Below are 24,825 nucleotides of genomic sequence, written 5' to 3'. Positions count from 1 at the left end.
CGCCTCGTCCGGGGTGCGGCCGACGCGGCCGGCGTCACTCCCGTCACGGAAGCCACCCCGGTCACACCACTCAGCCGGGCCCCGCCCATTCCTGGTCGATGACCCGCCCGTCGGTCGCCTCGATCGCCGCCGCGTAGACCTCCAGGACCCGGCGGGCGACCACGGGCCAGTCGAAGTGCGCCACCACCTGGTCGCCGCAGGCGGTCAGCTCGGCCCGCCGCGCCGGATCGTCGAGCAGGCCCGTGAGGGCCGCCCGCAGCGCCCCGGCGTCGCCGGTGGGGAAGAGCTGCCCGGCCCGGCCGCCGTCGAGGACCCGGCGGAACGCGTCGAGGTCGCTGGCGACGACGGTCGTGCCGGCGGCCAGGGCCTCGGTGAGGATCATCCCGAACGACTCGCCGCCGGTGTTCGGGGCCACGTAGAGGTGGACGCTGCGCAGCATCCGCGCCTTGTCGGCCTCGGAGACCAGGCCGAGGAACGTGACCCGGTCGCGCAGCGGGGCGGGAAACCGGTCGAACAGGTCGTCCGGGTCGCCCGGCCCGGCGACCAGCAGCCGCAGCCCGGGCCGGACGGCGGCCAGCTCGACGAACGCGTCGCGCAGGATCGGGAAGCCCTTGCGGGCCTCGGTGAACCGGCCGAGGAAGCCCAGCGTGCCGCCCTCGCCGGGCCCGCACCCCCCGGGCCAGCCGGGCAGCGGGGCCGCGTGGCTGAACTTGGCGACGGTGACGCCGTTGGGGATCTCCACCGCGCCGCCGTCCATGTGCTCGACCTGGACCTTGCGGGCCAGCGCGCTGACCGCGATGCGGGCGGTGATCCGCTCCAGCACGATCTGGAGCACGCCCTGGGCGGCGGCGAGCACCCGGGAGCGGGTCATCGCGGTGTGGAAGGTGGCCACCACCGGCCCCTTGGCCGACAGCACGGCCAGCATCGACAGGCTCAGGGTCAGCGGCTCGTGCACGTGCAGCACGTCGAAGTCGCCCCGGGCGATCCAGCGCCGGACGCGGGCGGAGGAGACCGGGCCGAACGCGATCCGGGCCACCGACCCGTTGTACGGCAGCGGCACGGCCCGGCCCGCCGGCACCACGTACGGCGGCAGCGGGGAGTCCTCGTCGGCGGGCGCGAGGACGCTCACCTCGTGCCCGAGCCCGAGCAGCGCCTCCGCCAGGTCCATCACGTGGTTCTGCACCCCGCCGGGCACGTCGAAGGAGTATGGGCACACGATGCCGATCCGCATTCCGCGCCCCTTCGCCTCAGGCCGTCCCGGTGGCGGCCGGCGGGCCGGCGGCGGGCCGGGACCCGTCGTCGCCGGTGCCGCGCTGATCCAGCCACATCCGCTGCAACATGTGCCAGTCTTCCGGATGCCGGGCGATGCCCGCCGACAGACCGTCGGCAATGTGCTGGGTCAGCACCCGGACCCGCTGGTCCAGCGGCCCGCTGTCGGCGTCGGGCAGGGGCAGCGGGCCGGCGATCGAGGCGCACGCGGCGTCCGGCTCGTACCACATCGAGGCGACGTAGAGCGGGGCGCCGGTGCGGATGGCCAGCAGCGCCGGGCCGGCGGGCATCCGGGTGCGCGCGCCGAAGAAGTCGACCTCGATCCCCCGGGCCGAGAGGTCCCGGTCGGCCAGCAGCGGCACCACCGCGCCGCTGCGCAGCCGGTCGACCAGCACGTCGAAGGCGGGGCGGTCCCCGCCGTGGGTGGGCAGGATCTCCATGCCGAGGCCCCGGCGGAAGGCGAGGAAGCGCTGGTAGACGCCCTCGGGCTTGAGCCGCTCGGCGACCGTGGTGATCGGCCAGCCGGTGGCGGCCACCCAGGCCCCGGCGGCGTCCCAGTTGCCGGCGTGCGGCAGCGCCACCACCGCGCCCCGGCCGGCGGCCACGTCGGCGGCGAGCCGGTCGACGCCGTCGGGGGCGAGCCGGAACCCGGTGAGGATCTGCGCGCGGCTCAGCGCCGGCAGCCGGAACGCCTCCATCCAGTAGCGGGCGTAGGAGCGCAGGCCGCGGCGGACCAGGTCGTCCAGCTCCGCCTCGGGCAGCTCGGGGCCGACGACCCGGCGCAGGTTGGCGCGCAGCCGGGCCGTACCCCCGCCGCCGGCGCGGTGGGCGCGGTCGGCGCCCGCCCGGAAGGCCGCGGCCACGACGGGCCGGGGCAGCGCGCGGGCCAGGCGCCAGCCGGCGACGTAGCCCAGCTCGGTGAGGTTCACCCCCGGGACCCGCTCGGCGTGCTCGCCTGGGCCTGCCGGTAGACGTGGGCCATCCGCTGCCCCACGGTGAAGATCGAGACGGCGGCCAGCAACCAGAGGGCGACCTGGAGGGCGTACGGGACGCCGACGCCGGTGAGCAGGCCGCCGACGCCGACGATGAGCAGCCGCTCGGTGCGCTCGGCGATGCCGACGTTGCAGGTCATGCCGAGGCCCTCGGCGCGGGCCTTGACGTAGGAGACGAGGCCCCCGGCGGCCAGGCAGAGCAGCGCGGCGGCGACGCCGGCGTGGTCGCCCTCGGTGGCCAGCCAGTAGGCGACCGCGCCGAAGACGGCGCTGTCGGCGACCCGGTCCATGCTCGAGTCGAGGAACGCGCCGAACCGCGTCGAGCCCCCGCTCATCCGGGCCATCGTGCCGTCGAGCAGGTCGGTGAGCGCGAAGAACGTCACGACCAGCGCGCCGGCGACGAGATGGCCGCGGGCGCCGAGGCCGAGCGCGCCGACGAGCACCCCGAGGGTGCCGGTCACGGTGACGGCGTTCGGGGTCACGCCCGCACGGAGCAGGCGGCGCGCGATCGGCTCGACGACGCGGGTCATCCCCGCGCGGGCCGACACTTGGAAGATCTTCGCCATGGCGGTCCCACGATAACGGCCGGCACCCCGGGACGGTACGCCCCGGTCGCCGACCCGCCCGGGGAAGTCTTGTGCCGGCTCCGCAAGAGGTGTGAGATCGAGCGTGGGGGTGAGTTAGCTCACCCGCCGGACCGTCCCGTGCCCGCCGTGCGGCGGATCACCGGAGGATGTCGCCGCGGCAGCGGCATCGGGCCGCTTCCCGTCGCGCGCGGCGGTCGCCACCCACCACCGGCCAAGGGAGGTGCGCCCCATGGCGCAGAAGAGTCAGGACAAGGGGGCCGCCGGCGGCGCGCCGACGGTGACCGAGCCCGGCGGGGTACGCAACGTGGTGCTCGTCGGGCACTCCGGGGCCGGCAAGACGACCCTGGTCGAGGCGCTGCTCGCCGCCACCGGCACGATCGGCCGGGCCGGCTCGGTCGCCGAGGGCACCACGGTCTGCGACCACGACCCGGCCGCCGTGCGCCAGCAGCGCTCGGTGAGCCTGGCCTGCGCCCCGCTGGTGCACCAGGGCGTCAAGATCAACCTGCTGGACACCCCCGGCTACGCCGACTTCGTCGGCGAGCTGCGCGCCGGCCTACGGGCCGCCGACGCCGCCCTGTTCGTGGTCTCCGCCGTCGACGGGATGGACGCCACCACCGCCGCGCTGTGGGAGGAGTGCGCCGCCGTCGGCATGCCCCGGGCGGTCGCGGTGACCCGGCTGGACCACCCGCGCGCCGACTTCGACGAGGCCGTGGCGCTGTGCCAGCGGGTCTTCGGCGACAACGTGCTGCCGCTGCACCTGACGATGCTCGGCGACGACGGGGAGTCGGTCGCGGGGCTGCTCGGCCTCGTCACCCGCCGGGTCCTCGACTACACCGCCGGCCTGCCGGCGCAGGTGCGCGAGCCGGACCCGGAGCACCTGCCGGCGATCGCCGAGTCCCGCAACGAGCTGATCGAGGGGATCATCGCCGAGAGCGAGGACGAGTCCCTCATGGACCGTTACCTCGCCGGCGAGGAGATCGACACCGCCGTGCTGGTCGCCGACCTGGAGAAGGCCGTCGCCCGGGGGCACTTCCACCCGGTGCTGCCGGTCTGCGCGGCGACCGGGGTCGGCCTGGACGTGCTGCTCGACGGCCTGGTGTCGGCGTTCCCCTCGCCGCTGGAGCACGAGCTGCCCGCCGTCACCGGGGTCGACGGCTCGCCCCGGCCGCCGCTGGCCTGCGACCCGTCCGGCCCGCTCGTCGCCGAGGTGGTGCGCACGACCGTGGACCGGCACGTCGGGCGGGTGTCGCTGGTCCGGGTCTTCTCCGGCACCCTGCGCCCCGAGCTGACCGTGCACGTCGCCGGGCACGGCATGGCCGAGCGGGGGCACCCCGACCACGACGCCGACGAGCGGGTCGGGCACGTCTACACGCCGCTGGGCGCGAGCCTGCGCGAGGTGGGCGTCTGCGTGGCCGGCGACATCTGCGCCGTCACCAAGTCGGGCAGCGCGGAGACCGGCGACACCATCTCCGCCAAGGACGACCCGCTGCTGGTCGCCCCGTGGGAGATGCCCGAGCCGCTGCTGCCGGTCGCCGTCGTCGCGCGCAGCCGCGCCGACGAGGACGCCCTGGCCCGCAACCTCGCCCGGCTCGTCGCCGGCGACCCGACCCTGCGGCTGGAACGCAACCCGGAGACCCACCAGCTCGTGCTGTGGTGCATGGGCGAGGCGCACGCCGACGTGGTGCTCGACCGGCTGCGCGGCGGCGGCGTCGAGCTGGACACCGAGCCGGTGCGGGTGCCGCTGCGGGAGACCCTCGCCGGGCCCGCGAAGGGGCACGGCCGGCACGTCAAGCAGTCCGGCGGCCACGGCCAGTACGCCGTCTGCGACATCGAGGTGGAGCCGCTGCCCCGGGGCGCGGGCTTCGAGTTCGTCGACCGGGTCGTCGGCGGCGCGGTGCCGCACCAGTACGTCCCGTCGGTGGAGAAGGGCGTCCGGGCGCAGCTGGAGCGGGGCCTGGTCGCCGGGCACCCGGTGGTGGACCTGCGGGTGACCCTGGTCGACGGCAAGGCGCACAGCGTCGACTCCTCCGACGCGGCGTTCCAGACCGCCGGGGCGCTCGCGCTGCGCGACGCCGCCGAGAAGGGCCAGCCCGTCCTGCTGGAGCCGGTCGACGAGGTGGTCGTGCGGGTGCCGGGGCACACCGTCGGCGCGGTGCTGGGCGACCTGGCCGGGCGGCGCGGCCGGGTGCTCGGCACCGAGCCCGACCCGGACGCCGAGGGGCACGCGCTGGTGCGCGCCGAGGTGCCGGCCGTCGAGCTGCTGCGCTACGCCGTCGAGCTGCGCTCGCTCACCTCGGGAACGGGCACCTTCCGCCGCCGGTTCACCCGCTACGACCCCGCACCCACCCACTGACCGCTCAGGGGCGGGTGGGCGGGGTCGGCGGCATCGGCCAGTAGGGGCGGTCGGCGGAGCGCAGGGCCGCCGACCGCAGCGCCGCCAGTCGGCGTTCCACCTCGGCGAAGTGGTCCGGGGCCAGCGGGCCGAGGGCCAGCGCCGCGGCGTTCTCCTCCACCTGGGCGACCGTGCGGCAGCCGGGGATCGGGACCGCCCGCCCGCTGCGGGCCCAGAGCCAGCCCAACGCCCCCTGGGCGAGGGTGCGGCCGTCGGCGGTCAGCGCCGACCGGACCGCGCCGACCCGGCGCAGCCACTCCGGGGCGGGCCGGCCGCTGCGGAACCACTCCAGCCAGGTCGCCGTCGCCCCCCGCACGTCGTCGCGGGGCAGGGTGGCGCCGGCGGCGTACTTGCCGGTGAGCAGGCCCATGCCCAGCGGGCCGCGGTTGATGCTGGCCAGGTCGTACTTGTCGCAGACGGCGAGCATGTCGGGGGTGTCGCGCAGCACCGACAGGTCGTGCTGCACGGCGGTGCCGAGGCGGGCGCCCTGACCGAGGGCGTCGGCCCGGTCCACCCGGTCGGTGCTCCACCCGTACGCCCGGATCAGCCCCTCGGCGACGAGGTCGTCGCAGGCCGCGAAGAGCGCCTGCGCGCGCGGCACCGGCAGGTCGCCCAGGTGCAGCTGGTAGAGGTCGATGTGGTCGGTGCCGAGGCGGCGCAGCGAGTCGGCCACGGCCCGGCGCAGGTACGCCGGCGAGGCGTCCTGCCCGGTGGCCTGGCGGGTCGCGGGGTCGAACGTGTAGCCCCACTTGGTGGCGATCACGGCCTCGTCGCGGCGGCCGGCGAGGGCCCGGCCGAGGACCTGCTCGCCGTGGCCCGCGCCGTACGTGTCGGCGGTGTCGAAGAGGGTCACGCCGACCTCGAGCGCCCGGCGGACCGCCCGGATCGATTCGGCGTCGTCGACCGCGCCCCAGCCCAGCGGCTGGACGCCCTCGGCCCAGGGGCCGCCGATGGCCCAGCAGCCCATGCCGAGGGCGCTGACCTCGATGCCGCTGCGACCCAATGTCCGTGTCGTCACTGCCACCGCCAGATCGTGCCACTCGGAGCGCCGCCGCGGGCGGCCGTTTCACCGGAACGGGGCGAACCGGCCACGCAGGGTCAACTCGGCCAGGCGTGGCGGAACAGGTCGCGGGTGTCGGTGAGCAGCTGCGGCAGCACCTTCGTGCGCCCGATCACCGGCATGAAGTTGGCGTCGCCGCCCCACCGGGGCACCACGTGCTGGTGCAGGTGCTCGGCGATGCCGGCCCCGGCGACGCCGCCCTGGTTCATCCCCAGGTTGAACCCGTGGGCGTTGCTGACCCGCCGCACCACGCGCATGGCGGTCTGGGTGAACGCCGCCAGCTCGGCGGTCTCGGCGAGGTCGAGGTCGGTGTAGTCGGGCACGTGCCGGTAGGGGCAGACCAGCAGGTGCCCCGGGTTGTAGGGGTAGAGGTTGAGCACCGCGAAGACCCGCTCGCCCCGGGCCACCACCAGGCTCTCCTCGGCCGGCAGGCCGGGGGCGAGGCAGAACGGGCAGCCACCGGGCTTGTCGTAGCCGCCCTCGGGGCGGTCCTCGCCGGAGACGTACGTCATCCGGTGCGGGGTCCAGAGCCGTTCCAGCCCGTCGGTCATGCCGTCGCCCGTGTGCCGTTCCGCCCCTGTCACGCCGTCGATCCTACGGTCCCGGCGGCGGATAGGGGGTGAAGAATCTTGACGGAGAGACGTCGATCGATGAAGCTTCCGGTCAGGAAAGGCTCGACAACCGTCGATGGGAGATCACGTGAAGACCGCACTCCGCCGGCTCGGCAGGGCCCTGGCCGCCTGCGCTCTCGCCGCCACCACCACCCTGGTCGGGCTGACCGTGACGACCGGCGCCGCGCACGCCGACGGGTGCTACACGTGGGGCCGGTCGCTGGCCTCCGGCGCCACCGGCGAGGACGTCCGGCAGCTCCAGATCCGCCTCGCCGGCTACCCCGGCTACGGCGCGGTCCTCGGCATCGACGGCTCGTTCGGCCCGGCCACCCGCTCGGCGCTGATCCGCTTCCAGCAGGCGTACGGCCTGTCCGCCGACGGCGTCGCCGGCCCGCAGACCTTCACCAAGCTGTACGCGCTCCAGGACGACGACTGCACGCCGGTCAACTTCAGCTACGCCGAGCTGAACAACTGCAACGGCGACTGGTCCGGCGGGGCGGTGTCGGCGAGCACCGCGCGGTTCAACGCCCTCGTGTCGATGTGGAAGCTCCAGGCCCTGCGGCACGCGCTCGGCGACCAGTCGATCCGGATCACCAGCGGCTTCCGCAGCTACGCCTGCAACAGCGCGGTCGGCGGCGCGTCCAACAGCCGGCACCTCTACGGCGACGGCGTCGACATGGGCTCCGGCCCGCACTCGCTGTGCCGGCTGGCCCAGCAGGCCCGCAACCACGGCTTCGCGCAGATCCTCGGCCCCGGGTACCCGGACCACAACGACCACGTCCACGTCGGAGCGGCGGGCGGCTGGTCGGCCCCGAGCTGCGGCATCTGACCCGCCCCACGCAGGAAGGGTCCCCCTCGCCCGGCAGCCGCCGAGCGCCTCACCGGCGGCCGCCGTGAGAGGGGGACCCTTCTCTACCGAATGCGTTAAGAGGGTGCCCTTCCTTGCGCCTTACCCCTGCGCCGACGGGCCGGCGTTGGTGCGGGAGTTGACCACGTCGAGCACGTGGGCCACCGCCTCGGCGACCGGCACGCCGTTGCGCTGCGAGCCGTCGCGGTACCGGAACGACACCGTGCCGGCCGCCACGTCGTCGTCCCCGGCGATCACCATGAACGGGATCTTCTGCTGCTGGGCGGTGCGGATCTTCTTCTGCATCCGGTCGTCGCCCGCGTCCACCTGGGCCCGGATGCCCTCGGCGCGCAGCGCCGCGACGAATCCGTGCAGGTAGTCGGTGTGGTCCTCGCGGATCGGGATGCCTACCACCTGCACCGGGGCCAGCCAGGCCGGGAACGCCCCCGCGTAGTGCTCGGTGAGCACGCCGAAGAACCGCTCGATCGACCCGAACAGCGCCCGGTGGATCATCACGGGTCGCTGCCGGCTGCCGTCGGCCGCCTGGTACTCCAGGCCGAAGCGCTCCGGCAGGTTGAAGTCGACCTGGATGGTGGACATCTGCCAGGTCCGGCCGATGGCGTCCTTGGCCTGCACGGAGATCTTCGGCCCGTAGAAGGCCGCGCCGCCCGGGTCGGGCACCAGGTGCAGGCCGGACTCCTGCGCCGCCGAGCGCAGCGCCTCGGTCGCCCGCTCCCAGTTCTCGTCGGTGCCGACCGACTTCTCCGGGTTGCGGGTCGACAGCTCCAGGTAGAAGTCGTCCAGGCCGTAGTCGCGCAGCAGTTCGAGCACGAAGGCGAGCAGCGACTTCAGCTCCCCGGCCATCTGCTCCTCGGTGCAGAAGATGTGCGCGTCGTCCTGGGTCATGCCCCGCACCCGGGTCAGGCCGTGCACCACGCCGGACTTCTCGTAGCGGTAGACCGTGCCGAACTCGAACATCCGCAGCGGCAGCTCGCGGTAGGAGCGGCCCCGGGACCGGAAGATCAGGTCGTGCATGGGGCAGTTCATCGGCTTGAGGTAGTAGTTCGCGCCCTCGACCTCCATGGGCGGGAACATGCCGTCGGCGTACCAGTCGAGGTGCCCGGAGACCTCGTACAGGTGGCCCTTGGTGATGTGCGGGGTGTTGACGAAGGAGTAGCCGGCCTGCTCGTGCTTGATCCGCGAGTAGTTCTCCATCTCCCGCCGGATGATCCCGCCCTTGGGGTGGAAGACCGCCAGGCCGGAGCCCAGCTCGTCGGGGAAGCTGAACAGGTCCAGGTCGACGCCGAGCTTGCGGTGGTCGCGCCGGGCGGCCTCCTCCAGCAGCCTCAGGTACGCCTTCAGCTCGTCGCGGGTCGGCCACGCGGTGCCGTACACCCGCTGGAGCTGGGGGTTCTTCTCGCTGCCCCGCCAGTAGGCGGCGGCCGAGCGCATCAGCTTGAACGCGCCGATGAGCCGGGTGTTCGGCAGGTGCGGGCCCCGGCACAGGTCCGACCAGCAGACCTTCTCCTCCTTGGCGTCGAGGTTGTCGTAGATGGTCAGCTCGCCACCGCCGACCTCCATCACCTCGGAGGAGTCCAGCCCTTCGCCCTTGACGTCGATCAACTCCAGCTTGAACGGCTCGGCGGCCAGCTCGGCCTTCGCCTCGTCGAGGCTGGCGAACCGCCGCCGCCGGAACCGCTGCCCGGACTTGACGATCTCCTGCATCCGCTTCTCGAGCTTCGCCAGGTCGTCGGGCTGGAACGGCTTGCCGACGGCGAAGTCGTAGTAGAAGCCGTTCTCGATCGGCGGACCGATGCCGAGCTTCGCCTCGGGGAACACGTCCTGCACCGCCTGGGCGAGCACGTGCGCGGTCGAGTGGCGCAGCACGTTGAGCCCGTCCGGGGTGTCGAGGGCGACCGGCTCGACGACGGTCTCCTCGGCGGGCGCCCAGTCCAGGTCGCGCAGGTTACCCTGCGGGTCGCGGACCACGACGACCGCCTTCGGGCCGCTGGACGGCAGCCCGGCCGCGGCCACCGCGTCGGCCGCCGTCGTCCCGGCGGCGACGACGACGGGGTCGGCCACGACGGGGGTACGGGGTGCGGACACGGTGACTCCTCCAGAGGACGACAGATGCGGCCGGCCGGCCGCCCCCGCTGATGCTAGCGGGCAAGGAAGGGCCCCTTCTTATCGCATTCGGTAGTGGAAGGGCCCCTTATTAACGCCGAGGGCCGGGCGACGCGGCGCACGGCGGCCGGCCGCGGGCGGGCGCCGGATTGAACCTTTCGGCCGCGCCAGCCGAACTACCGGGTGGGGCCGGTGGCACAGGCGGCCGGAGGAAGACGAAGGGTGGGGCGAGGGTGGCGATGATCCGCACGTACGAACGAGGGCTCCGGTTGGCGGCGTCGGCCGCCGTGGCCGTCGTCGCCGCGACGCTGGGCTGGGCCGGCACGGCGCTGGCGGCGGACGTGACGAGCACCCCGGAGCAGGCCCGCCAGGGCGACCCGGTACGGCTGGAGATCGTCGTGCCCGAGGAGCGCCCCGGTGCCCGCACCGAACGGATCGAGCTGCGGCTGCCGGCGGCGGCGCCCGTGGGCGAGGCGTACCCGATGTCGGTGACCGGCTGGGCCCCCCTGATCACCACCCGGAAGCTGGCCGAGCCCATCCCCGGCATCCACGGCACGACGATGGACACGGTCACCGCCTCGGTGGTCTGGACCCGGGCCAAGGGCGCGCCCGCCGGTCCCGCCCGCCTCGCCGTCTCGATGGGGCCGCTGCCGCAGGCCGAGAAGATGGTGTTCGAGGTGGTGCAGACGTACTCCGACGGCACGGTCGTGCGTTGGGCGGACCCCGCCGGCGGCGCGCGGCCCGCCCCGGTGCTGACCCTGCTGCCGGCAGCGGCGGGCGGGCACGGCGGGGACGGGGCCGCCGGTGCGCACGGCGGGGGCCCGTCCGACACGACGGCGGCCGGCGAGGCTCCCACGCCGGCCGTCGCCCTGTCGGACGGCGCCGCGGCAGGCGACCGCGGGTTCACCGATGCCCTGCTGGCGGCGGGTCTGGTCGCGGGGCTCGGCGGGGGCGCCGCGCTCGGTTGGCTGGCGACCCGGTGGCGGCGGCGGACCGACCAGGCGGCGGCGACCACGCCGGACGGCGACGACCTGCGCCGCATCCTCGACGGCGACCTCCCGCCGCCGGACGCGGGCGAGCCGGCCGGGACCGCCGACGGGACGACCGCCACGCACGCGCCGGCCGGGACCATCGGCGGGACGACCGCCACGCACGCGCCGGCCGGGACCATGGGCGGGGCCGCTGCGGGCGAGCCGGCCGGGGCCGCCGGCGGGACGACCGCCTCGGACGAGCCGGCCGGCGCGGTGGTGGAGCCGCAGCCGGCGGGCCGGTAGCCCGGCGACGGCTCCGCGAGGCAGGCGACGCGGCCGCGCCCGGCAGCCGGGCCGGCGACCGGCCCTGCGGCCCGCCCGGTGGGAGACGCCCGCCGGTCAGGCGACCCAGTCGGGCAGGGGCTCGCGGGCGGCGAGCCAGTCGGCGGGTACGCCGCCCGGCGCGCCGACGCCGGTGTGGGCGGCCACGACCGCCCCGACGATGGCGGCCGTGGTGTCGACGTCCCCGCCCGCCTCGACGCAGGCCCGGATCGCGGCCGGGTAGTCGTCGAGGTGGGTCGCCGCCGCCCAGAGCGTGAACGGCACCGTGTCCTGCGCGGTCACCCGGGAGCCGTTGCCGAGCGCGTCCACGGCGACCGCGAGGGGGCGGCCCAGCAGGCCGGCGGCGCGGCGTACCCCCTGGTGCACCTCGCCGGGGTCGAGGGCCGCGGCCACGGCGGCGAGCAACCGCGACGGCGGCGGGCGGTCCCCGTCGAGGCGGGCCCGGGTGGCCAGCGCGGCGGCCACCGCGACCGCGACGGCGCCGGCGATGCCCTCCGGGTGGGCGTGGGTGACCTCGGCGGAGGCCCGGGCCTGGGCCGCCGCCTGCCGGGTCGAGTCGGCGAACCACGCCCCGAGCGGGCCGACCCGCATCGCCGCGCCGTTGCCGCACGAGCCCTGCCCGTCGAACGCGGAGGCCGCGGCGACGGGCCACGGCGTGCCGGTGCGGATCAGGCGCAGGATGGTCACCGCGCCGGGCCCGTAGCCGCGGTACGGCTCGCAGCGGTGCGCGAAGGCCAGCGCCAGCCGGTCCCGGTCGATCTCCCCGGCCCCGGTCAGCTCGGCCACCACGGAGCAGGCCATCTCGGTGTCGTCTGTCCACTGCCACGGCGTCGGCGGGAGCCGGCCGGCGGCGAGGTCGGCGGGCCGCCGGCCCGGCACGAAGAACTGCGAGCCGAGGGCGTCGCCGACGGAGAGGCCGTGCAGGCTGTCCCGGGCGAGCGCCGCGCGGGTGTCCGCGAAGAGCGTGAATGCCATGGCCGTACCAGCTTGCCCGGTCGCCGGGTGCGCCGCAACGCGCCCCGCTTGCCATCACGAGTACGGTGCTGACGTGGCCACGGTGCTCCTGGTCGAAGACGACCACGTCGTACGCGGCGCGATGCTGCGGTCCCTCGCCGACCGTGGGCACGCCGTGCACGCCGTGGGCACCGCGCTGGACGCGCTGCGCCGGGTCGCGGCCCAGACCCCCGACCTGGTGGTGCTGGACCTGGGTCTGCCCGACCTCGACGGCTCGGACGCCCTGCGGATGCTGCGCGGGATCACCGACGTGCCGATCATCATCGCCACCGCCCGCGACGACGAGCAGTCGGTGGTGCGGCTGCTGCGGGCGGGGGCCGACGACTACATGGTCAAGCCGTTCACCGGCGCGCACCTGGACGCCCGCATCACCACCGTGCTGCGCCGCGCCGGCCGGGCCAGCCGGACCGTGCAGCCGGCCGTGCACACCGTCGGCGGCCTGCGGGTGGACGTCGGGGAGCGCAGCGCCCTGCTCGACGGGGTGCCCCTCGCGCTGACCCGCAAGGAATTCGACCTGTTGGCGTATCTCGCCGCCCGGCCCGGGCGGGTAGTGTCCCGCCGGGAACTCTTGGAGGAGGTATGGCGGCAGCCGTCGGTCGGCGAGGACCAGACCATCGACGTCCACCTCTACTGGCTACGTCGCAAAATGGGCGAGTCCGCGGCGAAGCCGCGCTACCTGCGCACCGTGCGGGGGGTGGGCTTCCGGTTGGTGGCCCCGGACTGAGGGCCGCGCTGGCCTGGCTCACGGCCGGCATGTGCGGCCTCGTCGCGCTCGCCTTCCTGGTGCCCCTCGGCATCAGCCTGGGCGAGCGGACCCGCGAGGAGGCCGTCGCGGACGCCGCCCGGCGCAGCGCGCTGGTCACCGGGACCCTCGCGGTCAGCACCGAGCCGGCCGTCGTGCAGCGCGCGGTGGAGGCCAGCGGCGAGGACCCGGCGACCCGGCCGGTGGTGCACGGGCTGGGCGGCGACGACACGGCCGGCCGGGCCGACGGGGCGGCGCTGGCCCGGGCCGCCGCCGACCGGCGTTCCGTGGTCACCGACGTGCCGGGCGGGGTGCTGCGGCTCGACCCGGTGGTGCTGGGCGACTCGGTGGCCGTGGTCGAGGTGTTCGTCCCGGACGCCGCCCTCGACGAGGGCGCCACGGGCCGCTGGCTGCTGCTGGGGGCGGTGGCGGTGGCGCTGGTCGGCGCCGCCGTGCTGGTGGTGGACCGGGTCGCGGCCCGCACGGTCGACTCGACCCGGGGGCTGGTGCAGGCCGCCCTCGCCGTCGGCGACGGCGACCTGGGGGTACGCGTCGAGCCGACCGGCCCGCGCGAGCTGGCCGAGGCCGGCTACGCGTTCAACCGGATGGCCGACCGGCTGGTGGCGGCCCGCACCGACGAGCGGGAGCTGGTGGCCGACCTGTCGCACCGGCTGCGGACCCCGCTGACCGTGCTGCGGCTGGACGCCGACGGGCTCGACTCGGACGACACCAGCGTCGGCTCGTTCACCGAGGCGGAGCTGGACCGCCGGCGGGCGATCCGGCGGATCCGGCAGGCGATCGTCACCCTGGAGGGCGAGATCGACGTGCTGATCAACACGACCCGCAAGGCGGTCGCGCACGAGGCCGGGCCGGCGATGTGCGACGTCAGCGAGGTCGTCCGGGACCGGATGGTGTTCTGGTCGGCCCTCGCCGGCGACCAGAACCGGCCGCACCGCGTCAGCGGCGCGCAGCTGCGCATCCCGGCGCCGGTGCCGCGCGCCGAGCTGGCCGCCGCGCTCGACGCGGTGATCGGCAACGTGTTCCGCTACACCCCGCAAGGCACCGCGTTCGAGGTGGCGGTCTCCCGCCGCGACGGGTATGTGGCGATCCGCATCGACGACGCCGGCCCCGGCATCGCCAACCCGGACCGGGCGCTGCGCCGGGGGGCCAGCGACCAGGGCTCCACGGGGCTGGGGCTGGACATCGCCAAGCGGGTGGCGTTGCAGGCCAACGGGTCGGTCAGCATCGACCGGGCCCGGCTCGGCGGGGCCAGCGTGGTGATGCTGCTGGCCGACCCGGAGGCCACCCCGCGACAGGTCAGCCGGTTCGGCCTGGTCGGACGGATGGCCCGGGACGCGCGGGAGCCGAAGGCCGAGGGCCGCCGCTGGCCCCGCCGACGCCCGTCGGACGGCTGACCCGGCGACCGGCCGGGACCGGCCGGTTGTGCGCAGACGCAAGTCTTCCTTAGATCCGGATTAACCACGGCGGCACATCGGACGCCCGGTGGCAGGATCTGGGACGAACCCATCAGTTCCACCGGCCAGTTCCGGGTTTCCACCGGTCGGTGGAGCCGTGCGCGCGGCGGGAGTGCGGTCCCCCCACAACCTCCTCCCGCCGCGCGCCAGCCCGGAAGCCGTCAGCCGGCCGCCGCGGCCAGGTAGCCGTCGATCTCGGCGGCGAGCCGCGTCTTCTCCCCCGGTGCCAGGAACGACGCCGTGACCGCGTCGGTGGCCAGCGCCGCCAGCCCCTGCGGGCCGAGGTCGAGCAGCCGGGCCGCCACCGCGTACTCGTCGTTGAGGGTGGTGCCGAACATCGGCGGGTCGTCGGAGTTGATGGTCACCAGCACACCGGCCTCGACCAGCCGGGGCAGCGGGTGGGCGTCGAGCGAGGCCACGGCCCGGGTGCGCACGTTGGAGGTGGGGCACACCTCCAGGGCGATGCGGTGCTGCGCCAGGTGGGCCAGCAGCTCGGGGTCCTCGGCGGCGGAGATGCCGTGGCCGATGCGTTCCGCGCCGAGGTCGCGCAGCGCGTCCCAGACCGTCTGCGGGCCGGTGGTCTCGCCCGCGTGCGGCACCGAGCGCAGCCCGGCCGCCCGCGCCCGGTCGAAGTACGGCGTGAACTGCGGCCGGGGCACGCCGATCTCGGGGCCGCCCAGGCCGAAGCTGATCAGGCCGGCGGGCTGCTCGTCGAGGCAGATCCGCAGGGTCTCCTCGGCGGCCGGCAGCCCCGCCTCCCCGGGGATGTCGAAGCACCAGCGCAGGGCGATGCCGAAGTCGGCCTCGGCCCGCTTGCGGGCGTCCTCGATGGCCTCGCAGAAGGCCGGCGCGGGGATGCCCCGGCGCACGTGCGAGTAGGGGGTGACGGTCAGCTCGGCGTACCGGACCTGCTGGCGGGCCAGCTCGCGGGCCACCTCGTGGGTGAGCAGCCAGACGTCCTCGGGGTCGCGGACCAGGTCGACCACGCTGAGGTAGACCTCGATGAAGTGGGCGAAGTCGCGGAAGGCGAAGTAGTCGGCGAGGGCGTCCGGGTCCGCCGGCACCGGGCTGGCCCCCTCGTGGCGGGCGGCCAGCTCGGCCACGATGCGCGGCGACGCGGAGCCGACGTGGTGCACGTGCAGCTCCACCTTGGGCAGACCGGCGATGAAGGCGGACAGGTCGGTCACGGGCTCTCCTCGGGAGGGTACGGCGGACGGGCACCGGTGCGGGCGACGACGAACACGCGGCGGAACGGGAAGCACACCCGCCCCTGCCGGACCGGGTACGCCGCCGCGAGGCGGGCGGCGAGCTGGGCGCGGAAGTCGGCCCACCGGGCGTCGTCCAGGGCCGCCCGGACGGGGCGCAGGGCGGTGCCCTCCATCCAGGTCAGCACCGGGTGGTCGGCGTCGGCGGGAGCCGGCAGCAGGTGCACGTACGTAGTCTCCCAGGCGTCGACCGCGCAGCCGGCGCGGGTCAGCAGCGTGGCGTAGCCGACCGCGTCGTCGACCGGATCGTCGCGCAGCGCCGGGGCGAGGGTGGCGGCCCACGGCCCGCCCCGGGCCACCGCGTGCAGCGCCCGGTGCGAGGGCGCGCCGAAGTTGCCCGGCACGGCGAAGGCGAGCCAGGCCCCGGCGGGCAGTTCGGCGGCCCACCGGGTCAGCAGCTCCCGGTGGCCGGGCACCCACTGGAGCAGCGCGTTGCTGACCACCACGTCGACGTCGGCGTCGGGACGCCAGTCGCGCACGTCGCCGACCGCGAAGTCGACCGGCGCGGCCAGGGCGGCGGCCCGCCCGATCATCTCCGCCGAGGCGTCGAGGCCGGCGACGCGGGCGTGCGGCCAGCGGGCCGCCAGGCCGGCGGTCAGCGTCCCGGGCCCGCAGCCGAGGTCCACCACGGCCCTCGGCCGCTCGGCCGGGACCCGCGCGAGCAGGTCGTGGAAGGGCCGCCCGCGCTCGTCGCGGTAGCGCAGGTACGTCGCCGGATCCCACATCGCGCCTCCAAACCGTACGTCCGTCTTGTTTTTCAAGGTACGGCCCGCCGCACGGCCGGACAAGCCCGATCACTAGGCTCGGGGCATGGAGCAGCGCACCTTCACCCGGCTCGGACGGCACGTCGGCGTGGTCGGGCTCGGCGCCTGGCAGCTCGGCGCGGACTGGGGCCGGGTCGACGAGGCCGACGCGACGGCCGTCCTGACCGCCGCCCTGGACTCCGGCGTCACGTTCGTCGACACCGCCGACGTCTACGGCGACGGGCGCAGCGAGCAGATCATCGGGCGGTTCCTGCGGTCCCACCCCGACGCGGGGCTGACCGTGGCGACGAAGATGGGCCGCCGGGTCGAGCAGCGGCCGGAGGCGTACACGGCGGAGAACTTCCGGGCCTGGACCGACAGGTCCCGGGCCAACCTCGGCGTGGACACCCTCGACCTGGTCCAGCTGCACTGCCCGCCCACCGCCGTGTTCGCCGACGACCGGGTCTTCGACGCACTCGACGCCCTCGTCGCCGACGGGCGGATCGCCGCGTACGGGGTCAGCGTGGAGACCTGCGACCAGGCGCTCACCGCGATCGCCCGGCCCGGCGTGGCCAGCGTCCAGATCATCCTCAACGCGCTGCGCCTCAAGCCGCTCGACCGGGTGCTGCCGGCCGCCGCGGCCGCCGGGGTCGGCATCATCGCGCGGGTGCCGCTGGCCAGCGGCCTGCTCTCCGGCCGGTACGACGAGCACACCACCTTCGCCGCCGACGACCACCGCACCTACAACCGGCACGGCGAGTCGTTCGACGTCGGGGAGACCTTCTCCGGGGTGGACTACGGCACCGGGCTGGCCGCCGTGCGCCGGCTCGCCCCGCTGGTCGGCACGGGCCGCACCATGGCCCAGTTCGCGCTGCGCTGGGTGCTCGACCAGCCGGGCGTCACGGTGGTCATCCCCGGCGCCCGCGACGCCGAGCAGGCCCGACGCAACGCCGCCACGGCCGACCTCGCGCAGCTCACGCCCGACGAGCTGGCCGCCGTCCGGGACACCTACGACGAGCTGGTCCGGCCGCAGGTGCACGACCGGTGGTGACCCGCCCGGCGGCGGTGCTCGCGCGCCGCGGCGACGACGCGCATGCTGGACCGGGCCGGCGCGTCCGGCCGGCGAGCGGAGGGGGGACGCGATGAAGGGGTGGCTCCGGCTCACCCTCGGCCTGCTCGCGGTGGTCGTCGGCGCCGTCTGGACGGTGCAGGGCCTCGGCTACGTCGGCGGGAGCATGATGACGGACCAGCGGATCTGGGCGCTGCTCGGCCCGGTGCTGGTCCTCATCGGACTGGCGACCCTCTGGTACGGCCTGCGCGCCCGACGCCGCCGCCCGTGACCCCGGGCGCGACGGGTCGGGCACGTGAAAAGCCCCGCATCCCGAACGGGACACGGGGCTTGACTTGATCCGGGTCGGATCATCCCCTCGGCCGGCGGGCCGGCCGCGGCTGCTCAGATCGGGCGGACCTGCTCAGCCTGCGGGCCCTTCTGACCCTGGGCGATCTCGAACTCCACCCGCTGGTTCTCCTCCAGCGTGCGGTAGCCGCTGGTCTGGATGGCCGAGAAGTGGACGAACACGTCAGCACCCCCGCCGTCGACGGTGATGAAGCCGAAGCCCTTGTCTGCGTTGAACCACTTCACGGTTCCCTGCGCCATGTGTATCTCCTTCTAAAACTGGCGGCCGAGCACGCCGTGCGGCCGATTGGCCGTTTTCGAGCAGCGGCGCCTGAGGCGGCCCCCTGTGCAGGAGACTTCTCTCAACCCACGCCATCTCGCAACAGCGTGGAACAGCAAACCACGTAGCGAAAACTCTGCACAGCCTACCCGACGAAATTCTTCGACATGTGACCTGAAGGACGCCCGAATTCCGACCTCCCGGGCCCTTCCCGCACGCACGAAGACCCCCTTCCCGGTCACCCGGAAAGGGGGCCCACGCCTGTCTTGGCTGGTCAGTCGGGCCAGCGGCCGGTCAGCCGGCGTACGCCCACCGCGCCGCCGCGGTCGACGGCCGCGCGGACCACGGAGAAGATCGCGCCCTGGAGGGCGGCGGCGGCAAGGATCTCGCCCCAGCCGCGGTCCTCGTCGGTCGCGCTCGGGGCCTCGCCGTCGCCGGCCGTCATCTTCCAGACCTGCCGGAAGATCACGCCCGCGACCGCGCCGGCCGCCAGCCCCATCAGCACCCCGACGGGCTTGTAGGCCGCCCTGCCGATGCCCTTGCTCACCTGCGCCTCCCCCGGACGATCAACAGCACGATCATGGTAGCCACCGCGCCGGCGGCGACCGCCGCCCACGGCACCGGGCCGCGGCCCAGCTCCGCGCCGGCGGCGGCCCGCTCCCGGGCGGCCTCGGCCCCCTGGGCGGCCTGCCCGCGCACCCGGGCCACGGTCTGCGCGGCCTGCTCCCGCACCCGCCCCTTCGCCTGCTCGGCGGAGGAGCGCAGCCGGGCCTTGACGTCGGCCTTCGCGGCCAGCGCCTCCATCGTCTCGCCGAGCTCCACCCGGGTACGCCGGATCTCCTCGCGCAGGGCCTCCGTGTCGCCCGTGCCGTTGCGGCCGTTCGCGCTACCCGTCATGCCCGTCCCCTGTCCTTCACCGCGGCGGTGACGGTGTCCACGTCCGCCCGGACGCTGCGCACCGCCGCCGCCGGCACCGGCGGGACCGCCTGGCCGACCTGCTTCTTGCCGACCAGGGCGAGGACCCCGGCCAGCAGGAAGAGCGCCACCGCGACGATCAACGCGGCCGCCCAGGCCGGCACGACCAGCGCCAGCAGCAGGATCGCGGCGGCGACCAGCGCGCCCAGGCCGTAGAGCGCCAGCGCGCCGCCGCCGCCGAAGAGGCCGATCCCGATGCCGGCGTGCTTGCCCTTCTGGGTCAGCTCCGCCCGGGCCAGGGCCAGCTCGTCGCGGACGAGCCGGGAGACCTGCTCCGTGGCCCGCTGCACGAGCTCGGCGGTGGACGGCTCGCTCCCGGTCCGCGACGTGCGGTGATTCGCGACGTCAGCCATGCTGTCCTCCTTTCGTCATCACCGCGCTGTATGCCCGGAGTCGCCGCCCGTCAATCCTGCGCGGGCACGGCCGGTCGCACCGGCCGCGCCGCGCAGCAGTCCCCGGGAGACGGCCGTTCAAACCCGCCGGGCCCCGCGACGGGCCTCCGGCGGTTCAACGCGCCGCCACCGGCGCAGGACGCGCCACGCCGGCCGTCGACGAGGGCCGTCAGCGCGGGGCGTCAGCGCGGGCCGTCAGCGCCCGGCGGCGGCGTGGTTCCCGGACGGGGCGGGGACGTCGCCGGACCGGGCCGGGGCGTCCTTCGGCGTCGCCCCGGCGGCCCGGGGCGGGGCCGGGCCGTCGGCGGCCGACGGCCGGGCGTCGCCGGCCGGCGGGGTCGGGGCGTCCGGGCGGGCGGCGGGCTCGTCCGGGCCCACGAACGCCTCGCTGCGGGCCGCGCCGTCGTCGCTGCCGCCGAAGACCCGGGCGTCGTCGGGCACGTCCGTCTCGGCGCCGCGGCGCGCCGGGCGGCGGGGCTGCACGGCCTGCCAGGGCAGCGCGCCGGACGCGTCGCCGACCTCGGCGCGCATCCGGGGCAGCGCGGTCGGGCGGTGGTCCCGCACCCAGCCGACCAGGTGCTCCCGCACCAGGCAGCGCAGGTCCCACAGGCTGCCGGCGTTCGCCGCGCTGACCAGCGCCCGCACCTTGATCAGGCCGCCCGTGGCGTCGGTGACCTGCAGGACGCAGACCCGGCCGTCCCACAGCTCGCTGCCCTCCACCAGCCGGCGCAGCTCCTCCCGCATCGCCTGCACGTTGATCGACCAGTCGACGTCGAACTCGGCGGTGCCCAGCACCGCCGCCTCCGTGCGGGTCCAGTTCTGGAACGGCTTGCTGGTGAAGTACGAGGTGGGCAGGATCAGCCGGCGGTCGTCCCAGATCTGCACGACGACGTAGCTGAGGGTCAGCTCCTCGATGCGTCCCCACTCCCCCTCGACGACCACCACGTCGTCGAGGCGCACCGCGTCGCTGAAGGCGAGCTGGAGGCCGGCGAAGACGTTGCCGAGCAGGCTCTGTGCGGCCAGCGCAGCCACCACGCCGACCACACCGGCGGAGGTCAGCACGCCGGCGCCGACCCCACGGACGCTCGGGAAGGTCATCAGCATCACGCCGACGGTGAGGATCACGATCACCGCGATGGTCAGCCGGCGCAGCATCACCACCTGGGTACGCACCCGGCGGGCGTGCCGGTTGTCCGGCACGTCCACCCGGAACCGGGCCAGCGCGACGTCCTCGACCACCACCAGCAGCGAGGCGACCAGCCAGGCCAGGGTGGCGATGATGCCGAGCACCAGCGCGTGCAGCACCACCTGCCGCCACGGGGTGCCGACGGCGTAGCCGGTGGAGAACCGGACGGCGAACTGCACGGCGAGCACGGTCGCGGCGACCTGGAACGGGCGGTGCGCGTGGTCGGTCAGCTCGGTCATCAGCAACGAACGCCGGCCGAGCCGGCGGGTCGTCCGGTGCACCACCTCGGCCAGGAAAAGGGCGATCGCCGCCGCGGCGAGCGCGGCGACGATCGTCATGAGGTAGCTCTGCACGGGTGTCTCTCCCCCTTCAGCGGGTCCCTCGATCCGGGCAAAGGCCCAATGGTGCCCGCTGTCCGCCGTGTCGGCCAAGCCGGGCAGGAACCGGCCGGGCCGGTCCGGATCACACCTTGCGGTACCGGGACTGGAGGAAGCAGTACACGCCGAAGCAGGCGATGCCGAGGGCGACCAGGGCGAGCAGGAACGGGCCGTACGACTGGTCGCGCAGGGTGCGCAGCGCGGCGTCGAGGCCGCGGGCCTTCTCCGGGTCGTAGTTGACCGCGGCGACGACCACCAGCAGGCCGGCGATGCCGTACGCGACGCCCTTGGCGACGTAGCCGGCCATGCCGAGGCGCAGGGCCAGGGTGCGGGTGTGCGCGTCCATCTCGCCGGTCTTGAGGTGCTTGCGGAACTTCTTCTTCCAGCCGTAGATCACCAGGCCGACGCCGACCGCGGCGAGCACCAGCCCGGCCAGGCCGACCAGCAGCCGGCCGCCGCCGGACTCCATCAGCTTGCCGGTGAGGGCCTCCTGCTGGTCGGCGCCGCTCGACCCGGCGTTGGAGAAGACCTTCCAGGCGGTCCAGGCGAAGTAGAGGTAGACGAGGGTACGGGCGGCGGAGGCGATCCGCTCGAAGACGCGCTCCCGGCCGCGCTCGGCGCGGTGCCCGACGGCGGCCTCCAGCGCCTGCCAGATCGCCATGGCGAGCATGCCGACGGCGATCGCGACGCAGAGGAACTTGCCCATGGGCTGCTCGGCCAGGGTGCTGAGCGCACCGGTCTGGTCGCCGTCCTTGCCGCCCGAGTCGCCGAAGGCGATCTGCAGGGCGAGCCAGGCGAACAGCAGGTGCACCACGCCGTAGCCGATGAAACCGGCCCGGGCGAGTAGTTCGAGCCACCGGCTGTTCGCGGCCTGCGAGGCGGTGGCTTCGGCGTTTCGGGTGAGTGACATGGCGCCTCAATCTCCGATTGCGGAGATCCCCAAACGTCGGCCACCGCCCGGGCGGCCCTCCGGGTCAGCCGTTGGGGTTGCGCGAGACGCGGATCTTGACCTGCTCGTCGGTGACGCTGTCCAGGGTGACCGCGAAGCCGCCGACCTCGGTGGCCTGCTGCCCCACGGTCAGCGAGAGCTGCTCGCCGGCCACCTCGACGGTCACCTGGTCGCCCTGGGCGCCGACCAGCTTGGCCTCGACGCCGAGGATGGTGGCGCTGGCCTCGACGCCCCGGTCGAAGGTCACCGTGCAGGCGTCCAGGCCGCAGTCGGTGGAGGCGCCCTCGGAGCTGCACCCGGCGAGCAGGGCGACGCCGAGTGCCAGGCCGGCCAGCAGGCCGGCGGCCCGGCGGGTGGGGGTGGACGGGAAGGTGCCGCGTCGGTTCGTCACGCGATCAAGGGTACGAGACCCCCGCGACCCGCCCGCCGTGCAAGGAAGGGCCCCTTGTTAACGCCTCCGGTAGAGAGGGGCACCCTTCTCACACCCCCAACAGGGCGGCGGGGGGGCGGGGCAAGACGGCGGACGGGGCGGGGCGACTGGCGGCGAATCGGGCCGGGCGGCGGGGGGCCGGGGCAGAATGGCCGGGTGAGCTTCCTGGTCGAGGACAATCCCGCCCGCCACCGCTTCGAGATCCTGGTCGACGACGCGCTGGCCGGGTTCACCGCGTACCTGCCCCGGGGCGAGGTGCTGATCTTCACCCACACCGAGGTCGACGCGAAGTTCCAGAACATGGGCGTCGGGGCGGCGCTGATGCGGGCCACCCTGGACCAGGTCCGCGAGCGCGGCGGCCGGGTGGTGCCGAGGTGCCCGTTCATGGCGGCCTACATCGAGCGCCACCCCGAGTACGCGGACCTGGTCACCGCCGCCCCCTGAGGGCCGCGACGACACCTGATCCGGCCGCGCTCAGCCGAAGCCGCGCTCAGCCGAAGCGGGGCAGCAGGCACCGTCGAGCAGCAGCCGAACCCGAGCCGCAGACCCCGCCGGGCAACAGGCACCGCCGGGAAATGGGCACCGCCGAATCCCCGCCGGCAGAGGGTTCAGCCGACCACGGGCTCGGCCACGCCGGCCAGCGGCCTCGCGGCGGCGCGGCCCGTGCCGGCCAGCAGCTCGGCGGCGGCCAGGGCACCGGCCCGGGTCGCGCCGTGGGTGGCGACGTGCACGGCCCCCGTGACCAGGGCCGGCACGCCCAGCTCGACCACCACCGCGTCCGGGCGGACGGCGAGGGCCCGGGCCACCGCGGCGCGCATCCAGTCGTGCCGGTGCAGGTCGCGGACGACCAGCACCAGCGGCCGACCGGCGGCCCCGGCGACAGCACCGGCGAGAGCACCGACGACGGCAGCGGCAGGAGGCACCGCGACAGCACCGGCGGAAGGCGCGACCGCAGCGCCACCGGACGCCACGACGGCGGCACCGGCAGAAGGCGCGACGGTGGCGCCGGCGGAAGGCGCGTCGGCGTCGCCGCCGGACGCCCCGGCCCGGGGCTCGGCGAGGTCGGCCGTGGCGAGACGGACCGCGGTGGTGCCCGGGAGCAGGGCGGCCAGCGGGGCGGCGATCCCCCACGGGGTCTCCGCGCCGATCGCGATGTTGCGGGGCGGCTCGAATTCGACCACGTGCGGCGCCCCGGCCAGCGGCAGGGCCCCGGCGGCGCTCGCCGTGACCCGTACGGCGCGGCGGGCGGCGGCCAGCCCGATCGGGGAGCCGCCCGGGGCGGCGGTGGGGCGGGACGGTGCGTCGGCCCGGGCCGCCACCGTCCAGGCGGCGAGCTGGCCGACGCGCTTGGCCGCCTCGGCCAGCCGCTGTTCGGGCAGCTCGCCGGCGACCACGGCGGCGACGATCGCGTCGCGCAGCTCGCGGGCGGCGTCCTCGTCGGCGCGCTCGCCGCCGACGCAGATCGCGTCCGCCCCGGCGGCGAGGGCGCGCACCGCCGCGCCGGCGAAGCCGTACCGGTCGGCGACCGCCCGCATCTCCACCGCGTCGGTGACGATCACGCCCGAGAAGCCCAGTTCCTCGCGGAGCAGGCCGCCGAGGATGCGAGGGCTGAGGGTGGCCGGCAGCCGCGGGTCGAGCGCCGGCACGAGCAGGTGGCCGGTCATCACGGCCTGCACGCCGGCCGCCACGGCGGCCCGGAACGGCACCAGCTCGGCGGCGTCGAGCTGCTCCCGGCTGCCGCCGATGCGGGGCAGGTCGTGGTGGGAGTCGACGCGGGTGTCGCCGTGGCCGGGGAAGTGCTTGGCGCAGGCGGCGACCCCGCCGGACTGGAGTCCGCGTACCCAGGCGGCGGTGTGCCGGGCGACGAGGGCCGGGTCGGCGCCGAAGGCGCGTACCCCGATCACGGGATTGGCGGGGTTGGAGTTGACGTCGGCGTCCGGGGCGTAGTCGAGGGTGACGCCGACGGACGCCAGGTCGCGGCCCAGGTCGCGGGCCACCTCGGCGGTCAGCTCCGGGTCGTCGACGGCACCGAGGGCGAAGTTGCCGGGCCGGGAGCTGCCCCGGCCGGACTCGATGCGGGTGACGTCGCCGGCCTCCTCGTCGATGGCGACGATCACGTCGGGACGCTCGGCGCGCAGCGCGGCGGTGAGCGCGGCGACCTGGTCGAGGTCGACGATGTTGCGGGCGAAGAGCACCACCGAGCCGAGTCCGTCGCCCAGCCACCGCAGGACCCACGGCGGCGGGGTGGTGCCGACGAATCCGGGTTGCAGGACGGCGGCCGCCAGGCTCGCCAGGTTCCCCGTCGGTGCGCTGCTCATGCGGCTGCCGTACCCCCGTCTTGGGCCGTGTCGGACCGGCCGCGGGCCGCGGCGGTGCTGCCATGGTCACACCACCGCCGGCAAATAG

At 75.4% G+C, this 24,825-nt stretch carries 24 protein-coding genes and 1 pseudogene; 8 read left to right on the top strand and 17 right to left on the bottom strand.

The annotated features are described in order from the left end of the window. Positions 1-70: 70 nt before the first annotated feature. From O7633_RS31855 to pgsA, 3 genes are read right to left on the bottom strand one after another with little or no spacing between them, the layout of a single operon-like run. Positions 71-1,231, bottom strand: coding sequence for a glycosyltransferase family 4 protein (locus tag O7633_RS31855; RefSeq protein WP_282325039.1), 1,161 nt, complete (start codon positions 1,229-1,231; stop codon positions 71-73). A 16-nt stretch (positions 1,232-1,247) separates the two neighbouring features. Then, the gene (locus O7633_RS31850) at positions 1,248-2,198 is read right to left on the bottom strand and encodes a phosphatidylinositol mannoside acyltransferase (protein WP_282325038.1); all 951 of its coding nucleotides are present in this window, start codon (positions 2,196-2,198) and stop codon (positions 1,248-1,250) included. Then, a complete protein-coding gene (pgsA, locus tag O7633_RS31845) occupies positions 2,195-2,827 on the bottom strand; it encodes a phosphatidylinositol phosphate synthase (protein WP_074475966.1) in 633 nt (210 codons plus the stop codon). Before pgsA ends, O7633_RS31850 begins: the two co-directional genes overlap by 4 nt. Positions 2,828-3,077: 250 nt before the next feature. Here pgsA and O7633_RS31840 point away from each other — a divergent pair, with 250 nt between their 5' ends. Continuing rightward, positions 3,078-5,201 carry an elongation factor G-like protein EF-G2 gene (locus tag O7633_RS31840; RefSeq protein ID WP_282325037.1) on the top strand — a complete coding sequence of 708 codons (2,124 nt, stop codon included), beginning with the start codon at positions 3,078-3,080 and terminating at the stop codon, positions 5,199-5,201. 4 nt (positions 5,202-5,205) lie between these two features. Here the strand turns inward: O7633_RS31840 and O7633_RS31835 are convergent, their stop codons facing one another. Further along, on the bottom strand, positions 5,206-6,264 hold the full coding sequence (locus tag O7633_RS31835; protein ID WP_282325036.1) for an aldo/keto reductase: 1,059 nt from the start codon (positions 6,262-6,264) through the stop codon (positions 5,206-5,208). Between the two features lie 74 nt (positions 6,265-6,338). Continuing rightward, positions 6,339-6,851: an HIT domain-containing protein gene (locus tag O7633_RS31830; protein WP_282328695.1), complete on the bottom strand. Its 513-nt coding sequence runs from the start codon at positions 6,849-6,851 to the stop codon at positions 6,339-6,341. 148 nt (positions 6,852-6,999) lie between these two features. Between O7633_RS31830 and O7633_RS31825 the strand changes: the two genes are divergently transcribed. Next, positions 7,000-7,740 carry a D-Ala-D-Ala carboxypeptidase family metallohydrolase gene (locus O7633_RS31825; RefSeq protein WP_246384553.1) on the top strand — a complete coding sequence of 247 codons (741 nt, stop codon included), beginning with the start codon at positions 7,000-7,002 and terminating at the stop codon, positions 7,738-7,740. Positions 7,741-7,860: 120 nt separating this feature from the next. On the opposite strand, the gene thrS is transcribed toward O7633_RS31825, so the two are convergent. Further along, positions 7,861-9,864: a threonine--tRNA ligase gene (gene thrS / locus O7633_RS31820; RefSeq protein ID WP_282325035.1), complete on the bottom strand. Its 2,004-nt coding sequence runs from the start codon at positions 9,862-9,864 to the stop codon at positions 7,861-7,863. A gap of 257 nt (positions 9,865-10,121) precedes the next feature. Between thrS and O7633_RS31815 the strand changes: the two genes are divergently transcribed. Further along, positions 10,122-11,156, top strand: a complete 1,035-nt coding sequence (locus O7633_RS31815) for a YcnI family protein (protein ID WP_282325034.1) — start codon at positions 10,122-10,124, stop codon at positions 11,154-11,156. Positions 11,157-11,252: 96 nt separating this feature from the next. Here the strand turns inward: O7633_RS31815 and O7633_RS31810 are convergent, their stop codons facing one another. Next, positions 11,253-12,170: an ADP-ribosylglycohydrolase family protein gene (locus O7633_RS31810; protein ID WP_282325033.1), complete on the bottom strand. Its 918-nt coding sequence runs from the start codon at positions 12,168-12,170 to the stop codon at positions 11,253-11,255. Positions 12,171-12,243: 73 nt separating this feature from the next. Between O7633_RS31810 and O7633_RS31805 the strand changes: the two genes are divergently transcribed. After that, entirely contained in the window at positions 12,244-12,933 is a 690-nt protein-coding gene (locus O7633_RS31805) for a response regulator transcription factor (RefSeq protein WP_043962905.1), read from the top strand. A gap of 29 nt (positions 12,934-12,962) precedes the next feature. Beyond that, positions 12,963-14,366 (top strand): HAMP domain-containing sensor histidine kinase, encoded by a 1,404-nt coding sequence (locus O7633_RS31800; RefSeq protein ID WP_282325032.1) that lies wholly within the window; start codon positions 12,963-12,965, stop codon positions 14,364-14,366. Between the two features lie 221 nt (positions 14,367-14,587). On the opposite strand, the gene O7633_RS31795 is transcribed toward O7633_RS31800, so the two are convergent. Then, positions 14,588-15,613, bottom strand: a complete 1,026-nt coding sequence (locus tag O7633_RS31795; protein WP_282325031.1) for an adenosine deaminase — start codon at positions 15,611-15,613, stop codon at positions 14,588-14,590. After that, entirely contained in the window at positions 15,610-16,416 is an 807-nt protein-coding gene (locus tag O7633_RS31790; protein WP_282325030.1) for a trans-aconitate 2-methyltransferase, read from the bottom strand. The genes O7633_RS31795 and O7633_RS31790 overlap by 4 nt, the downstream gene beginning before the upstream one ends. Positions 16,417-16,501: 85 nt before the next feature. Between O7633_RS31790 and O7633_RS31785 the strand changes: the two genes are divergently transcribed. Beyond that, on the top strand, positions 16,502-17,485 hold the full coding sequence (locus O7633_RS31785; protein WP_282325029.1) for an aldo/keto reductase: 984 nt from the start codon (positions 16,502-16,504) through the stop codon (positions 17,483-17,485). A gap of 91 nt (positions 17,486-17,576) precedes the next feature. Continuing rightward, on the top strand, positions 17,577-17,774 hold the full coding sequence (locus tag O7633_RS31780; protein WP_043962901.1) for a hypothetical protein: 198 nt from the start codon (positions 17,577-17,579) through the stop codon (positions 17,772-17,774). Positions 17,775-17,887: 113 nt separating this feature from the next. On the opposite strand, the gene O7633_RS31775 is transcribed toward O7633_RS31780, so the two are convergent. The 7 genes and pseudogenes from O7633_RS31775 to O7633_RS31745 all read right to left on the bottom strand — a co-directional run bounded on the left by O7633_RS31775 (position 17,888) and on the right by O7633_RS31745 (position 22,380). Then, the gene (locus tag O7633_RS31775; protein WP_007075740.1) at positions 17,888-18,091 is read right to left on the bottom strand and encodes a cold-shock protein; all 204 of its coding nucleotides are present in this window, start codon (positions 18,089-18,091) and stop codon (positions 17,888-17,890) included. A gap of 293 nt (positions 18,092-18,384) precedes the next feature. Continuing rightward, positions 18,385-18,657, bottom strand: coding sequence for a DUF4235 domain-containing protein (locus O7633_RS31770; RefSeq protein WP_278133952.1), 273 nt, complete (start codon positions 18,655-18,657; stop codon positions 18,385-18,387). After that, positions 18,654-19,007 (bottom strand): DUF3618 domain-containing protein, encoded by a 354-nt coding sequence (locus tag O7633_RS31765; protein ID WP_278133950.1) that lies wholly within the window; start codon positions 19,005-19,007, stop codon positions 18,654-18,656. Before O7633_RS31765 ends, O7633_RS31770 begins: the two co-directional genes overlap by 4 nt. Then, complete coding sequence (locus tag O7633_RS31760; protein ID WP_278133948.1) at positions 19,004-19,438, bottom strand: phage holin family protein; 435 nt, start codon at positions 19,436-19,438, stop codon at positions 19,004-19,006. The genes O7633_RS31765 and O7633_RS31760 overlap by 4 nt, the downstream gene beginning before the upstream one ends. Positions 19,439-19,834: 396 nt before the next feature. Then, positions 19,835-21,016: pseudogene (locus tag O7633_RS31755) on the bottom strand (mechanosensitive ion channel family protein); the annotation flags it as partial. A 109-nt stretch (positions 21,017-21,125) separates the two neighbouring features. Continuing rightward, on the bottom strand, positions 21,126-21,950 hold the full coding sequence (locus O7633_RS31750) for a DUF1206 domain-containing protein (protein ID WP_278133946.1): 825 nt from the start codon (positions 21,948-21,950) through the stop codon (positions 21,126-21,128). 64 nt (positions 21,951-22,014) lie between these two features. Beyond that, complete coding sequence (locus tag O7633_RS31745) at positions 22,015-22,380, bottom strand: hypothetical protein (RefSeq protein ID WP_074475953.1); 366 nt, start codon at positions 22,378-22,380, stop codon at positions 22,015-22,017. A gap of 195 nt (positions 22,381-22,575) precedes the next feature. Here O7633_RS31745 and O7633_RS31740 point away from each other — a divergent pair, with 195 nt between their 5' ends. After that, on the top strand, positions 22,576-22,863 hold the full coding sequence (locus O7633_RS31740) for a GNAT family N-acetyltransferase (protein ID WP_074475952.1): 288 nt from the start codon (positions 22,576-22,578) through the stop codon (positions 22,861-22,863). Between the two features lie 164 nt (positions 22,864-23,027). Here the strand turns inward: O7633_RS31740 and O7633_RS31735 are convergent, their stop codons facing one another. Continuing rightward, complete coding sequence (locus O7633_RS31735; RefSeq protein ID WP_282325028.1) at positions 23,028-24,737, bottom strand: glycoside hydrolase family 3 N-terminal domain-containing protein; 1,710 nt, start codon at positions 24,735-24,737, stop codon at positions 23,028-23,030. Positions 24,738-24,825 lie beyond the last annotated feature (88 nt).

Origin of the sequence: Micromonospora sp. WMMD712 (genome assembly GCF_029581295.1) — a bacterium.
Classification (GTDB): Bacteria; Actinomycetota; Actinomycetes; order Mycobacteriales; family Micromonosporaceae; genus Micromonospora; species Micromonospora carbonacea.
Note: the sequence above shows the minus strand (reverse complement) of the source record. Positions and strands in the feature narration are given on the sequence as shown.